The sequence below is a fragment of the Zavarzinia sp. genome, assembly GCF_041650655.1.
Taxonomy (GTDB): Bacteria; Pseudomonadota; Alphaproteobacteria; order Zavarziniales; family Zavarziniaceae; genus Zavarzinia.
In genome coordinates this window covers 1-14,692 of sequence record NZ_JBAZKR010000093.1, presented here as the reverse complement: position 1 = coordinate 14,692, position 14,692 = coordinate 1, and the positions used below count along the sequence as shown (strand labels likewise).

The 14,692-nt window shown below is 67.6% G+C and carries 16 protein-coding genes; 14 read left to right on the top strand and 2 right to left on the bottom strand.

Annotation, left to right across the window (positions count from 1 at the left end; genetic code table 11):
* Positions 1 to 149: 149 nt before the first annotated feature.
* Entirely contained in the window at positions 150 to 572 is a 423-nt protein-coding gene (locus WC493_RS17695; RefSeq protein WP_373066962.1) for a hypothetical protein, read from the bottom strand.
* Between the two features lie 190 nt (positions 573 to 762).
* Here WC493_RS17695 and WC493_RS17690 point away from each other — a divergent pair, with 190 nt between their 5' ends.
* Genes WC493_RS17690 through WC493_RS17640 form a run of 11 tightly spaced genes read left to right on the top strand, consistent with a single transcriptional unit; the run spans position 763 to position 12,385 of the window.
* Positions 763 to 1,419, top strand: coding sequence for a hypothetical protein (locus tag WC493_RS17690; protein WP_373066960.1), 657 nt, complete (start codon positions 763 to 765; stop codon positions 1,417 to 1,419).
* 28 nt (positions 1,420 to 1,447) lie between these two features.
* Positions 1,448 to 1,744, top strand: coding sequence for a hypothetical protein (locus tag WC493_RS17685; RefSeq protein ID WP_373066959.1), 297 nt, complete (start codon positions 1,448 to 1,450; stop codon positions 1,742 to 1,744).
* A 31-nt stretch (positions 1,745 to 1,775) separates the two neighbouring features.
* Positions 1,776 to 3,278 carry a hypothetical protein gene (locus tag WC493_RS17680; protein ID WP_373066958.1) on the top strand — a complete coding sequence of 501 codons (1,503 nt, stop codon included), beginning with the start codon at positions 1,776 to 1,778 and terminating at the stop codon, positions 3,276 to 3,278.
* Between the two features lie 35 nt (positions 3,279 to 3,313).
* Positions 3,314 to 5,206: a phage portal protein gene (locus WC493_RS17675; protein ID WP_373066956.1), complete on the top strand. Its 1,893-nt coding sequence runs from the start codon at positions 3,314 to 3,316 to the stop codon at positions 5,204 to 5,206.
* Between the two features lie 3 nt (positions 5,207 to 5,209).
* A complete protein-coding gene (locus WC493_RS17670) occupies positions 5,210 to 6,301 on the top strand; it encodes a hypothetical protein (protein WP_373066955.1) in 1,092 nt (363 codons plus the stop codon).
* A 59-nt stretch (positions 6,302 to 6,360) separates the two neighbouring features.
* Positions 6,361 to 6,816, top strand: a complete 456-nt coding sequence (locus tag WC493_RS17665; protein WP_373066954.1) for an XkdF-like putative serine protease domain-containing protein — start codon at positions 6,361 to 6,363, stop codon at positions 6,814 to 6,816.
* Complete coding sequence (locus WC493_RS17660) at positions 6,809 to 7,708, top strand: hypothetical protein (protein ID WP_373066953.1); 900 nt, start codon at positions 6,809 to 6,811, stop codon at positions 7,706 to 7,708. Before WC493_RS17665 ends, WC493_RS17660 begins: the two co-directional genes overlap by 8 nt.
* Positions 7,709 to 7,764: 56 nt before the next feature.
* Positions 7,765 to 8,967 (top strand): hypothetical protein, encoded by a 1,203-nt coding sequence (locus WC493_RS17655; protein ID WP_373066952.1) that lies wholly within the window; start codon positions 7,765 to 7,767, stop codon positions 8,965 to 8,967.
* A gap of 34 nt (positions 8,968 to 9,001) precedes the next feature.
* Complete coding sequence (locus WC493_RS17650) at positions 9,002 to 9,325, top strand: hypothetical protein (protein WP_373066951.1); 324 nt, start codon at positions 9,002 to 9,004, stop codon at positions 9,323 to 9,325.
* A gap of 10 nt (positions 9,326 to 9,335) precedes the next feature.
* Positions 9,336 to 9,752: a hypothetical protein gene (locus tag WC493_RS17645; protein WP_373066949.1), complete on the top strand. Its 417-nt coding sequence runs from the start codon at positions 9,336 to 9,338 to the stop codon at positions 9,750 to 9,752.
* Positions 9,753 to 9,766: 14 nt separating this feature from the next.
* Positions 9,767 to 12,385: a glycosyltransferase gene (locus WC493_RS17640; protein WP_373066948.1), complete on the top strand. Its 2,619-nt coding sequence runs from the start codon at positions 9,767 to 9,769 to the stop codon at positions 12,383 to 12,385.
* A gap of 103 nt (positions 12,386 to 12,488) precedes the next feature.
* On the opposite strand, the gene WC493_RS17635 is transcribed toward WC493_RS17640, so the two are convergent.
* On the bottom strand, positions 12,489 to 12,869 hold the full coding sequence (locus tag WC493_RS17635; RefSeq protein ID WP_373066947.1) for a hypothetical protein: 381 nt from the start codon (positions 12,867 to 12,869) through the stop codon (positions 12,489 to 12,491).
* A 51-nt stretch (positions 12,870 to 12,920) separates the two neighbouring features.
* Here WC493_RS17635 and WC493_RS17630 point away from each other — a divergent pair, with 51 nt between their 5' ends.
* From WC493_RS17630 to WC493_RS17620, 3 genes are all read left to right on the top strand, one after another.
* Positions 12,921 to 13,958, top strand: coding sequence for a hypothetical protein (locus WC493_RS17630; protein ID WP_373066945.1), 1,038 nt, complete (start codon positions 12,921 to 12,923; stop codon positions 13,956 to 13,958).
* 5 nt (positions 13,959 to 13,963) lie between these two features.
* The gene (locus WC493_RS17625) at positions 13,964 to 14,371 is read left to right on the top strand and encodes a hypothetical protein (RefSeq protein ID WP_373066944.1); all 408 of its coding nucleotides are present in this window, start codon (positions 13,964 to 13,966) and stop codon (positions 14,369 to 14,371) included.
* Between the two features lie 4 nt (positions 14,372 to 14,375).
* A partial coding sequence (locus tag WC493_RS17620; protein WP_373066943.1) for a hypothetical protein occupies positions 14,376 to 14,692 on the top strand: 317 nt, incomplete at its 3' end.

The following is a 14,692-nucleotide window of genomic DNA, read 5'->3' as shown; positions in this document are numbered from 1 at the left end:
CGATCGCGGGCGCTTGCTGGATCTTCCGCAGCCGCCGCAGCCCAAGCCGCCTGCCCCCGCGTGGCACGATCGCCCGGCGGTCTGGTACGTCGGCGGGATCCTGACCGGCGCAGCCCTGGTGGCCGGCGCGTGGTACGTGAAGGGCAGGATCAGCCCTTGACCTTGAAGAAGACGAAGCCCGACGTCGGCTTGCCACCGCGGGCGGCCTTGGCCGCCGCGGACAGCGTGGCGTAGATCGCCCCGTTCATCCGGACCCGGCCGCCGTCGAGGATCTTCGCCTTGAAGGCCTCGCCCTTGTAGTGGCCTTCGACCGTCGTACCGACGGCCGGCAGCCGCGGATCCTGCACCGACCGATCCCGCCGCCCTCCGCGCGATCGCTGCGGCGGTAGCTCCGGCGCCGGCCCCCCGCCCGATGGAAACGAAATGTCCAGCCCGCCCTCGTGGACGACGATGCGGATCGCTTCGGCGACGCGTCCTTCGAACCGCAGCTGCGCACCCTTGAACTGCGCCGGGTCGACGTGGATCGATCGGACGTCGGGGGAGATCTTCGCCTTCCGTGCTGCCTGAGCCATGGGATCCTCCTGTGGTGTTGGTCAACGTGCGATCCGAACGATACTCGACCCGCCGCGACTGTCAATAGATATTGCGTACTTCCGCCCAAGCTTGCACGTGGACGCCGCGCGGATCCGCCGGTATCCTGCCCACATGAAGGTAGGGGATCCGATCAGACCCTCCGATCTCGCCACCGTCCACGTGGCGATCGTGCAGGGCAAGCTGGCAGACGAGATCGACGCGGACAACCGCTGGCCGTCGGGCCGGGCGGCCGAAGTGCACGCCGCGTTGCTGGCCGGCGAACAGACCCGCCAGGCGAACATGCGATCGCCGGATTGGTTCGCGGACTACACGCTGCGATCCCGATCGCACATGAAGGCCTTGGACGACGTGTACAACAAGGCCATGGGCGAAACCCCGAACCCGGCGGCTGCGGTCGCCGCGATCCGCGCCAAGCACGACATCCTCGACCGCACGATCGCCCGCGGGCAGGACTTGGGGCAGATCTCCAAACGTCCGCAGGAACACACGGTTCTTGTCGGCACCATGGACGACGCGGCCCTACAAGAGCTCGTGGTCCGGCGGCTGCGCGAACTGCAGGATCTGTCGACGTACCACGGCGGCAAGACGATCCTCGACATCACGCCCGAACCGGTGCGGCAGCCCGCGCTGACCATGGCCGATCGGGATCGCGTCATGGACGCCGAGATCGCCCCGACCGATCCGCCCCGGCCACCGCCACCCCTGCCGCCGTCAAGAGGGCAAGATCGGGCAGTTGTTGCGCCGCCCGCGCCGGCTGTAGCAGGATCGGCCCCGTACCGGCCGACCGTTGTTCGGCGCAAGGCGATCGCCCCGACCGCCCGTTGACCACGCTTCCACAGGAGATCCCGCAATCATGTCGAGCACCATGCACATCACCGGCGTCGTCATTGGGACGGGCGCCCTCCTCGAGGTCAAGGGCGACAAGTGCGGCTTCAAGCCGTCGGCCGTCCGCATCGTCAACGTCACCGACGGATCCGTGCACGTGTGGCAGGACACCCTGGGCGACGACACCGCCTGGGAGGACAAGGGCGGGACGATGAACCTGCGCACGTCGGGCGGCATCATCCCCCTGGCCGACGGCTTCAGCATCGGCACCCAGGGCAACCTGAACGCCGCGTCGGACGTGCTGCACTACGAGGTCTGGGGCTGATCCGCGGCCCGCGATCCGATCGGAGACACGCATGGGGGCGCCGGCACGCAGCCGCAACCGTGGCAGCGTAGCTGGCGCCCCTTCGCCGTCCGCCCCCGCTACCAGCCCGATCCGCCAGCAATTGCTCGCCGCCCTGGAAGAAGCCGATCGCCAGCGGCGTGATCTGCTGCGCCGGCTGATCGTCGAACAGGGCCGCTTCGACATCCTCGCCACCGAGATCTTCGGGCTGCTGATGGCACCGCACCACCTGCGGATGCTGCAGCACCAGGCCCGCTACCCCGACGCCAACATGCAGCTGGCCTTTCGAGGGGCCGGAAAGTCGACCCTGAGCACGATCGTCTATGCGATCGGGCTGTTGTGCCAGGATCACGATCTGCGGATCCTCGTGGCGTCCCGGTCGGGAGAGAACGCGTCGGACATGCTCAAGGAGATGAAGGGGCTGATCGAGCTGCCCGCCTTCGTCGAGGTGTTCGGCAACTGGGTGTCCAACCAGTGGGACGACGGCGGCTTCAACATCGCTCCCAAGAAGCGCGTCACCAAGGAGCACAGCGTCACCGCAGTCGGCATCGAAGGCGCCGTCGTCAGCAAGCACTACGACGTGATCCTGTGCGACGATCTCGTAGACGAAAAGAACGCGGCGACCCCGACGGTCCGCAGCAAGACGCACACGTTCTTCTACAAGACGCTGATGCCGACGCTCGAGCCCAATGGCCTGCTGTCGGTGCGCGGCACCCGCTACCACCCGGACGATCTCTACGGCCACCTGCTGAAGTCCGAAATGGCCGGCGGGCGCACGCTGATCATCCCGGCCTTGATCGGCAACGCGGCCGACGGCTGGCGATCGCAGTGGCCGGAGAAGTGGCCCGTCGAGAAGCTGCTGAAGCTGCGTACCCGCATGGGCACGATCCTCTTCGATACTCAATACCAATGCGATGCCGAGGGCATGCGCGGCGAGATCTTCGATCTCGACGACTGCCAGCTGATCGACGCGTCGGAAGTGCCGGCCGATTTGCCCAGGTTCATCGGCGTGGATCTCGCGATCAGCGAGAAGCAGCGGGCGCACTACTTCGCGATGGTCGAGTTCGCCTGGGACTCGAAGCGGGACTACTACTACTTCACGAACGCCTTCGAGGGCCGCCTGAAGTTCCACCTGCAGCGGGACAAGATCATCCGCTGGTGCTGCGGCGGCGACGGTGCGGATCCGGAAACAGCGGAAGTGGAAGTCGAGCGGTGCGCGATCGAGGTCAACGCCTACCAGGACGGGCAGTTCCAGGAGGTCAAGCGCAAGCGCCCGGATCTCCCGATCGTTCGGATCCAGACGGAGACGGACAAGCGAGTGCGCGCCTGGAAGCTGCAGCCGAAGTTCCAGGACAAGCGCATGTTCTTCGTCCGCAACCCGCACGTCATGCGCCTGATCGAAGTGCTGGTGAAGATGCCCGCCGAACCTGATGATCTCTTCGACGCCATGGATCATGGGGTCCGGGGGACGCGCGTCCGCAACCGAGTGCCCCGTGAGGAGCCAGGCCTGATCTGATAGGCGGATCGCGATCCGCACAGTAGGATGCGCCCATGAGCACGCCGACTTCCGAAGCCCTGGATCAGTCCCTCGCCCAGCGCACCGGCGCCACCGTGCGGATCCTCAAACACCGCGCCGAGCCTGGCCTGTACTCCACCGCCCCCACGGCCCCGGTCAAGAAGGCGCGCAAGGACGCCCCCCGAGAGGGCAGCAAGGCGCTGTCCAGCGATCCGTGGCAGGGCATCGAAACCAAGATCGTCATGCCGCCGCACGATCCCGCCACGCTCGCCGGGCTGATCGAACTGTCGCCGGATCTGGCCGCCGCGATCGACGCCATGGTGACCAACGTCGACGGCTTCGGCTACGTGCTGCAGCCCCTGGTGAACCTGACCGACAACAAGGCCGAGAGCGACGCGATCAAGGCCGCGATGGCCGCCGAACATGCGGATCTGCAGAACTTTCTCGACGTCGCCGGGGACACCGACGACGTGACCGCGCTGCGCAAGAAGATCCGCACCGATCGGGAATCGATCGGCTACGCGTTGGTCGAGGTGATCCGCGACACGAAGGGCCGGATCCTGCACCTGCAGCACCTGCCCAGCCGGGAAATGCGCCTCGGCCGCGAGGATCCCGATCACACCCGCGTCACGGTCAAGCAGCTGCGGCGCAAGCCGGACGGCACCTGGGAGTACGTCGACCGCTACGCCTACCGCCGACTGCGGCAGTACGTGCAGGCCAAGCTGATCGACGGCGCGCGGGTGCGCTATTCGGGGCTGCACGACGACACGCCGACGCAAGCCGACAGCGGCGACACCGCGCAGGCGGTGCCGACGCTTTCCCCCTGGCGCGTGTGGTTCAGGTCGTTCGGCGATCCGCGCGTGATCGACAAGCGCACAGGCGACGTGGTGCCGGCCGACAAGGCGGCGAACTTCGACGGCAAGGGCAACCCGATGCCCGACGAGTTCAAGGCCAACGAGGTGCTGTACTTCCGCCGCTACAGCTCGCGATCGCCCTACGGGATCGTGCGGTGGATCTCGGCGCTCCTGCACGTGCTCGGCAACCGATCGGCGCAGGAGATCAACTACACCACCCTGACCAACAACAACATCCCGTCCATGGTGATCACGGCCAGCAAGGGCCGCCTGACCGAAGGATCGATCTCTCGGGTCAAGCAGTTCACCGAGACGCACATCCAAGGCACGCAGAACTTCTCCACCTTCCTGATCCTCGAGGGCGAGTCGGGCCTGGAAAGCGACGAATCGGCGCAGACGGTGATCGAGGTCAAGCCGCTGACCGCCAACCAGCACACCGACGCGCTGTTCGTGAACTACACCGAGTTCACAGGATCGGAGATCCGCAAGACGTTCCGGATCCCGTCGCTGTTCTTGGGCGGCATGAAGGAGATCAACCGGGCCGCCGCCGAAGAAGTCCGCCGGCTGACCGACGAGCAGGTGTTCGCGCCGGAACGCGACGAGTTCGATCGCGAGTTCAACTCGACGGTGCTGGCCGATCTCGGCTTCCAGTTCTGGCGGTACGTCAGCCGCACGCCGAACGTGACCGACAACAAGGATCTCGTGGCGATGCTGGCCTCGGCCGAACGCACCGGCGGCATCACGCCGCGGATCGCTCGCCGGATCGTGGTCGACGTGTTCCCGAGCGCTGCCGACGCGCCGGAGATCAGCAAGGATCTGCACGGCTTCGATCCCGACGTGCCGTTCAGCATCCAGGTCGCCGAGCGGATCAAGAACATGGCCGGCGGCAGCGAGATCAACAACCAGGTGGCGCCGGTCATGCCCGCCGCCAACCCAGCCGACGTGACCAAGAACGAGGACGATCTCGTGGCCCGGCTGTTCAAGATCGGCGATCGGGCCCGGGGCGAGCTCGCCCGCATGGTGCCGGAAATGGCCGGCGCGCTGGCGACCCACGACGACGGCGACGGGGAGTAGCCGATGGGCGAAGCCCTGGACAAAGCGCTGGAGTACGCGGGCGCCATGGCCGCGATCGCCAAGGCAGCCGGCGTGCCTGAGCTGATCGAGATCCTGGATCTCGAGTTAGATCTGCGCGACGCCTTGATCGCCACCCACGCCGCGGCAAGCGAAGCGGCGATCGCGCGGGCCGTGGCGATGGCTTCAGGCGCGGAATCGGGGCAGGCGATCGCCGAAGCTGTCGGGCCGATCTACACCAGGATCATGCTGGCCGGATCAAAGGCCGCGATCCCCGCCGCGGTGGATCCGATCTACCGCGCGGCGAAAGAAATGGCCTGGCGCCGGGCCCGCGGGAAGTCCGCGCCGCTGGATCCGGTGGACCGCCCGGAGATCCCCAACGTCGCCAAGGCGGCCAAGGGCAGCAAGGTCGTCAGCGTCCGGCCAGCCTTCGACGTGGTGGACGACGACGCGATCGAAGCGGTCAGCCGGCTGCAGCTGCACTGGGTGGGGGACTACTGGGACGACACGTTGCAGGCCCGCGTCGCCCAGGTGGCGCAGACGACGATCGAATCGGGCCAGAGCGGATCCGATCTGGCCGGCGAGTTGGCGACGGTGCTGCGCCGCGAGCTGGATCTGGACGCGGACAAGCCGTTCCGCCCGAACGTGTACGAAGTGCCGGCGGGCTGGCAGGGCAGCAGCACGGTCTACTGGGAAGGGCTGGCGTCGAACGCCATGACGACGGCGCGCGTGGCCGGCAGCGTCACGGCGATGCGGCAGATTCGCGTGACGCGATTCGAGGTCCGCGAGGTCGGCGACGAACGCACGTGCACCCGCTGTTCGTTGCTGGACGGCAAGATCTTCACCGTGCAGCAGGCCGGCAAGCAGTTGGACGATCTGTTGGCCGCCGACAGCAAGGACGCCGTGAAGGCGGTGGCGCCCTGGCTCAGCGCGAAGGAACTGGGCGAGTTGACCGCCGGGCCCGGGCACGTCAGCGACGCCGACAGCGCGGCTCTCGCTGCCGCGGGCGTGTGTCTCCCGCCCTACCACTATCTCTGCCGCGGGACGATCGATGTCTCCGAGGACGCCGAACTTGAAGGCGGCGAAGAAGAGGCTTGATCGGCGAAAGTTGATCCCGTTCGGATCCGCAGCCTACGCTGTGACCGAACGAGGGACGCATGGATCTGGCGACACAGCAGGGCGGCGAGGGGGCGGGCGCGGTGGACATCCGCAAGGCCTGCGTCGTCCCGATCTTCAAGGCCGAGGAAGCGGGCGATCAACGCCTGGTGACCGGCCCCGTCCTGATCCCCGACGTGGCCGACGCCCAGGGCGACGTGATCACGTCCGACGAGATCCAGAAGACCGCCCACGCATTCCTGATCGAGTACAACGAAGCGACGCAGATCGCCTACATGCACAAGGACAAGACCCGGCCGCTGGCCCTGGTCGAGTCCTGGATCGCGCCGATCGACTTCGAGCTGAACGGGAGGTCCGTCGTCAAGGGGACATGGATCGTCACCGTCAAAGTTCTTGACGACGAAACTTGGGCCGCCGTAAAGCGGGGCGAGATCCGAGGGTTCAGCATCGGTGGCACCGGTGTTCGGATCCCGGTGAGCGAGACCGCCGATGCCTGAAGCGAAGAACCATCTGCGGGATCTGAAGGGCAAGGAGATCTCGCTTGTCGACAACCCCGCGATCGTTGAGGAGTTCATCGTGACCAAGCGCAACGAAACCGTCGTCGAGCCCGTGCAGAAGGACGCCGAAGGCGCCCCCGCCGACGGTACGCCCGTCGTGACCGCGAAGGCCGAGGGCGGCGCGGAGACCGGTGGCGGCGTGCCGATGCCGGTGCATCAGGCGCTGATCGACGAGACGGTCACGGCGATCACCGCCGGGCTGCAGAAGCTCGTGGCCGATCTGTCCAACGGCATGGACTCCGACGCCTGCCGCGAGCGCATGTGGGCGATCCAGGATCTCATGTGGGATCTGTGCCGCAACGCCGCCGCGATGAACGTGGCGAAGTCGGCCGACGGCGTGGCGGCGACCGCCAAGACGCTGGACACGATCCAGAAGGCCCGCGAGGCCATGAAGGTCGAGAAGTCCGCGGACGGCGAGAAGCCCGTGGGCATGAAGAAGTTCACCAAGGCCCGCGTGCAGAAGCTGGCCGACGGCCTGGCCGCGATCCACGAGGTGCTGTCCGAAGTGGCGCCGGCCGACGTCGCCAAGGCGCTGTCGACCGACGAGGCCGAAGCTGCCGCCGCCGAAACCGCCCCCGTCGAGAAGCGCGATCCGCCCGCGGATCCCGCGGCGGATCAGCTGCGGGTGGATCTGCAGAAGGCGATCGACGCCACCACGGCGGCCAACGCTGCCGCGGCTGCCGCGAAGGCCGACGCCGACGCCGCCAAGGCGGAAGTGGCCGAGGTCACCAAGCGGATCGAAGCGCTCGAGCGCACCGGCGTGTCGAAGTCCGCGGGCGGCGACGCCCAGCCGGATCCGGTGAAGAAGAACATCTGGGCCGGCACGATCTGACCGAGAGACGGAACCCTGTCGGGCGCGAGCCCACCACGTGAGAGAGGAGACCGAAGATGGCGATGACCAATGCGGAGTTGATCGCGAAGGCGCAGATCACCACCGAGGCGCTGGCGGTGGCGGGCCGGCTCAACCCGGAGCAGGCCGACAAGTTCCTGGACTACGTGGTGGATCAGTCCGTGCTGAAGAACCTCGGCCGGGTGATCCGCGTCAAGGATCGGTGGGAGGCCGACAAGATCGGCGTCGGCCGGCGCAACGCGGTCCCGGCGAGCGAGGCCAAGGATCCCAAGCTGCGCCGCGGCGTGACCACGGCGAAGATCGAGCTGCAGCCCCGCAAGATCATGGTGCCGTTCGAGATCAGCGACGACTTCCGCGACATCAACGTGGAAGGCGACAACGTCGAAGAGCACGTGATCCAGATGATGGGCAAGGCGGTCGCCAACGACCTCGAGGAGCTGTGCGTCAACGGCGACTCGCTGGGCCCGGCCACGCTGGAAAGCGATCTGTTCGACGAGGGCGACGACACCCGCTACGTCAAGGACACGTACCTGGCGCTGATGGACGGTCTGCTGAAGAAGGCCCGCGCCGCCAACGTCTACGACGCGGCCGGGGCCAACATCGGCGCGTCGGTGTTCAGCGGCATGATCCGCAAGATGCCGACCAAGTTCCGCCGCAACCGCGGCATGCTGCGCTGGCTCGCGTCGCCCGACCTCTGGCAGCTCTGGCTCGAGCGCGTCTCGACGCGATCCACCTCGGCCGGCGACGCCGCCCTGAATGGCCTGGCCGTCAGCCCGTTCGGTATCCCGCCGATCGAAGTCCCGCTGATGCCGCACACGCCGCCCGTCACCCAGCACCTGACGCTGGTGAACGCCGCCGACGTCAAGACCCTGTTGTTCGCCCCGATCGAGTCCGGAAGCGAAGTCGTCACGCTGTCCACCCTCGGCAACACGCCGACCACCAAGCTGATCAAGGACACGGACTACGAGATCAACTACGCGACGGGCGCCTTCAACAAGAAGGGCGGCGGCGCGATCTCCGACGGCGCGACGGTCAAGATCACCTACGTCGCCAACCCGCAGCTGATCCTCACCCACCCGCAGAACATCATCATCGGCATCGGTGCCCGCGACATCCAGATCGAGAAGGATCGCGACATCTTCCGGCAGATGAACCAGTACGCGATCACCGTGAAGGTCGCGATCGAGCTCGAAGAGCTGACCGCCTGCGTGCTGGGCAAGAACATCGGCACGGGCGTCTAGCCCGCGCCGTGAGCGCATGAACCGGGAGGGGCCGGTGGTGGCGGTTCGCTGCCATCGGCCCTTCGCGCAGAAGGACCTCGCGATGCCGACGATCCAGATCCAGACGCCGCACCCGATCGACTTCGAGGCCTTCCCGCAAGGGTGCCCGCGGTCGGTGCGGGGGGCGCTGCGGCTGATGCCTGGCGACACCCGAGAGATCACGGCCGGCGAACTGGCTGCGTTGCAGCTGGCCGGCGTACAGCTGCGGGTGCTTGCCGCCCCAGCCGATCCGCCGGTGCAGGCCCTACCCCTGCCGGCGGATCAGGACGAAACACCGCGAGCGCCGTCGCAGGCGCGGAAGAAGCCCCGCAAGGGCTAGGGAGACGACGATGGCCTTGACCGCGATCCAGAAGGAAAACATCCGCCGTTCGCTGGACGGCACCGGCGTCAACCTCGATCAGGCGTCCGCGCTGCTGACCTTGATCCTGGATTCGCTGCCGGCCGACATCGAGACGGCCCGGGCGGCGACCCCCGTGCTGGGGGTGACGGTCACCGCGCAGCCCGCTTCGCCGGAGGACGGGGACAAGTACATCCTCGGCGCTGCCGCGCCCTACACGGGCACCTCGTGGGCCACGTTCCTGCAGGGGCAGATCGCCGAGTACACGACGGCGCTCGGCTGGGTCGCTCGCACGCCGGGCGTGGGCGAGCTGTTCAGCTACACCGACGGCGCCAGCCCGCCGGCGACGCACCTCTACGTCGTGAAGGCCACCGGCGGCTTCGCCTATGAGACGCTGACCGATCTCTAGTCCTCGAGGTCGGTATGCACTACCGCGAAGCACTGCGGATCTTCGATCCGCCGATCCGCAAGATCCGGCTGGGCAAGGACAACGACGGCGGCTACGTCGTTTGCGATCTGAGCGAATACGACGTGTTCCTGTCGGCTGGTGTGTCCAACGACACGTCTTTCGAAGAAGCCGTCCTTGCCCGGCATCCCGGCCTTCGCTGCACCGCGTACGACGGGACGATCGCTGGACTGCCGCATCCCGTCGATCGGCTGAAGCTGATCAAGCGCAACATCGACGCGCACACGAACTGGCACGGCGATCTGGCCCGCTGCCGGGACGCCCTGGTCAAGATGGACATCGAAGGCGCGGAGTACGCCTGGCTGGCCGATCTGGACGCCAACCGCCGCAGCCACATCAAGCAGCTGGTGATCGAGTGGCACGACGTGCCGGACCACCTCGACGAGATCGCCCACATGGCGGAGACGCACTGGCTGGTGCACCTGCATGCCAACAACTGGGGCAAGGTCACCGCCGGCTGTCCGCAAGTCGTCGAAGCGACGTACATCCGGCGTGACCTGTGCGACGATCTGCCGGTGTCTGCGGATCCCGTTCCCGGCCCCCTGGATCAGCCCAACCGCGCCGACCGGCCCGACATCGGGATCCACTTCGCGCCGCGGACGATCGTCTGCCTGACCACGCACCCCGGACGCAACGGGACGGTTCAGCCGACGATCGACAGCCTGCACGCGCAGACCCGCAAGCCTGACGAGATCCGCCTGTACCACGGGCCAGGTTGCGAGGATCTGCCCACGGGCTGCACGCTGATCCCGACCCGCGATGTGGGGCCGCTGACCAAGCTGTCGGCCGCCGTCGATCCGGCGCTTGCGGAAGACGATCTGATCGTCACGGTCGACGACGACGTGATCTACCACCCGGGCTGCCTCGCCAAGCTGTGCGCGGTGGCCGAAGCTGCGCCAGACGAGGCGTGCGGGTTCGCCGGCTGGAACACCGGCACGCTCGTGGAAGGCAAGGGCTACACGTTCGTGCAGCCGCCGCACCTGTGCGACGTGATCGAGGGATTCGCTGGGGCCGCCTACCGCCGCGGGTTCTTCGGATCGGATGTGTTGGATTCGCCACCCGAGTTCCGCAACGTCGACGACGTGTGGATCTCGGGCTACCTGGCCCAGCGCGGCGTGCCGCGCCGGGTGATCGCCCGCAAGATGTGCACGCCGTGCGATGGCGGGACGGGCCTGCACTACGATCCGAACTTCGTGGCGACCAACCGCCGAGCGGCTGCGCTGGCCTTCGCTCCCCGGCGCGCCAAGCTGTCGATCTGCATCGCGTCGTTGCAGTCCCGATCGGCGGATCTGGCGGCCTTGCTGGCAGCCCTGCAGGCGCAGCCGCGGATCCGCGAAGTCGAGATCCTGATCTCGATCGACGAACGGCACGAAACGGTCTGCGACAAGCGCAACCGGCTGCTGCAGCAGGCGTCGGGCCGGTACATCTGCACGTTCGACGACGACGATCTGCCCAGCCCGCGCTACCTGGAAGCGATCCTGACCGCGATCGACAGCAATCCGGGCGTGGACGCGATCGTGTTCCGCGGCGTGTGCACACGCGACGACGGCGGGGCCCCGCCGCAGTTGTTCGACTATGCGATCGGGATCGACGGCGCCGTGCACCGCGACGGCGTGCTGTGGCGCACACCGTGCCACCTGACGCCGATCCGCGCCGACATCGCGAAGTCCGTGCCGTTCCCGGACGTACGCCACGGGGAGGACACCGCGCTTGTTGAGGCGATCGCCCCGCACATCCGCACCGCCGCTCGAGCCGGCGCGGAAGGCGAAGTGCTCTACCACTACCACCTCGACGCGCAAAAGGAGCAGAGGCCGGCCATGTCTACGGATCACAAAGCGATCTTCACCCGCCAGTACAGCGACGCGAGCGGCCCGGGCAGCCTGCCCGAGTTCACCGCGCCCTACCGCGCGTGGCTGGAAGCCTTCTGCCGCAAGCACAAGGTCAAGTCCGTCGTCGACATGCCCTGCGGGGACATGCAGATCGGCGGATCGGTGAAGTGGCCCAAGGGCTGCACGTACCTCGGCGTCGACATCATCGAAGATCGGATCAGCCGCAACCGCGAGGCCTTCCCGGATCTGCGGTTCGAGTGCGCCGATCTGACGGAATGGACGCCGCCGGACGCCGACCTGCTGATCGTGAAGGACTGCCTGCAGCACTGGCCGACCGCCGATGTGCTGCGGTGGCTGGATCGGCTGAAGACCGCCAAGTTCAAGTTCTGCCTCGTGACGAACTGCGCCTACGGCCCGACGCTGAACACCGACACGAAGGTCGGCGGCTGGCGCGCGCTGGATCTGTCGCAGCCGCCGTTCAGCGTGGGCGAAGTCGTCTACGAATGGGGCCCCGACAACCACCACAAGCGGGTGGTACTGCTGCGCGGCGCAGCCTGGCACGGCGATCGCGCGTTCGCGCCGCCGGAAGTGAGGCACGTCGTGGCGCCCGCGCCGGCGATCGCAACTGCCGCGCGTGACGCGCAGACGCTTACTCCGGCCCGCACGCCTGCCCCACCGCCGCCGCCCGTGCAGTCCGCGGGCCCCGTGCGGCACCAGCGGATCTTCCCGTGCCCGACGCACCGCTGATCCCCGATCCCGCTTGACGATCGTCTACCGCAAACACAAAGGCCCGACCCGGCGGGGGACCGGATCGGGCCTTCGGACGGCAGCGAGGGGGAACGCTGCGCGATCAGGCGTGCATGGTCAGCTCGCCGGGAGCCACGCGGATCTCGATCGCGGTCGGGGCGTTCGCCACCGCGTCGATCCGGAAGTACACCGGAACCTCGTGGACGTTGACCTCGAAGGCCTGGCCGTCGAGCAGCCCGGAAAGCTTCGTCAGGGCGCAGAACGTGTTCGTGTCCGCGTCGTACAAGAGCGGGATCAGATCGACGGTCGGCGCGACCCCGCCAGTGAAGCGCACGTAGCCCTTGACCGCGGCCGCGCCGTCGGTCCGCAGGATGTTCGCGCGGACGATCAGCGCGTGATCGGTCGAGTCCGCGACAACCGGCGTACCAGTCACCTTGCGGTGCTGCGAGAAGTTGCCGCGCGTGAGCATGTTGATCAGAGGCATCGGGGATCTCCAAAGTGGCGAGGGCTGGATCGCTGCTGTAGGATCGCGACCATGAGCACGCTGGTCAAGGATCTCGCGCCGCCGACCGACCTTGTGGCCCTGTTCACGCAGGTGGACGGCGTGCTGACCGACGCCTACAGCGTGCGCTTCCAGGTCTGGGACGCGTCAGCTGGCCTTCCGGGCACGCAGAAGCTGCCAGCCGCCGGTGGCTGGGTGACCGCAACCGCCGCCCCGTACAAGGCCCGCACGGGCGTCTACACGCTGATCGATCCGGCGACGGGCGCAGCCTGGATCCCGACGACGGCAATGGCTCGCGTGCACGTGCTGTGGGAAGTCGTGCAGGCCGAGGGCGACAGCGCTGCCTACGTGTCGCAGATCCACGAAGCGGTGACGTCGGCGGTGACGCCGATCGCACGGGCCGGCATCGCGACGATCCAGGACGTGAAGGACTACGGGCTGAGCAGCAGCTACGCGGATCGCAAGATCCACGAAGGGCTGCAGCAGGCCATGGCGATCGCCGAGCGCTACTGCGGCCAGCGGCTGCACCTGGTGCACGAACGCAAGACGATCCCCGGCACGTCAGCGCGCGTGCTCTTCCTGTCCGAACCGCTGTTCGGGCTGGCAGCGGCCACGCTGAACGAAGATCCGGGGACCACGGACACCACGAGCTTGCGGGTGATCGGATCCACCGGCCCGCAGCGCCACAACCCGTCGATCATGTACGCGTCCGGGCGATCGCGGGACATCTACAGCGGCGGCGGTGGCGGCGGATCGTTCAGCCACCGGGCGGTGCAGGTGTTGACCGGCGCGTGGGGCTTCGTCGAGGCCGAAACGCAGCAGGCCCCGCTGGCAGTGCAGACGGCGGTGGTGCGGCTGGCCTACCTGATGATCGCCCGCGGTGCAGGCGGCAAGGGGCTGGCGGCGGGCGGCACGCTGCGATCGGAAATGACCGACGGCCACATGATCACGTTTGGCGCTTCCGGGCGATCGGGCAGCCTCGCCGTGCTGCAGCAGGATCCGCAGGTGCGCGACGCGCTGGATCTGTACCGTGCGCCGATGGCGATGGGCGCTCCGGCGAACGACTGGTGACCTGAATGCCGCTGCCGAACCTGATCCACCCGGTCGAGATCGTGCTCTCCCGCAAGGACAATGCGGCGACGGTGTTCGATCCGCACGCTCGCGAGCCGGTGCGGGAAGTGGCGCGGCAAGCCGATCTGCGGATCGACGCCCAGGTCAGCTACAACCCCCGCGGGCCCGAGTACGATCAGATCGGCCCGGCCGAGAAGGTCACCGGGTACCTGCTGATGCTGCAAGAGGATCTGGCGGATCGGTCGTACATTCCCAAGCGGGGGGACCGGATCACGTCCGTGGAAGGTGAAGTCACGAGCTTGTGGATCACGCACGTGTTCAACGCCGGGCACTACCCCGGGCACGGCGCGACGATGCGCCGGGCCTACTTCACGGATCGACGGCCGGGGGCGAACCTCCCGACGCAAGGGTGATCCGATGCCGACCGGCGTGAAGCTGTCCAAGAGCTGGCGCAACCTGTCCGCAGCGCTCAAGCCCGGCGCGTTCACCAAGAAGCTCGAGCGGGAAGTCGGCAAGGCGACGGCGCTGAACGGCATGCTGGTAGCCCGCGAAATGCGCACGGCGATCAAGGGCGGAGTCGCTCCGGCGAACGCTCCGCTGACGATCGACGTCAAGGGCAGCACGAAGCCGCTGATCGACAAGGCGGATCTCTGGAAGGCGATCACGAGCGTCAAGGCGAACTGGAAAACCGGCTTCGCCGGGCTGTTGCGGGGCCGGAAAGGTGCCGACGGGCA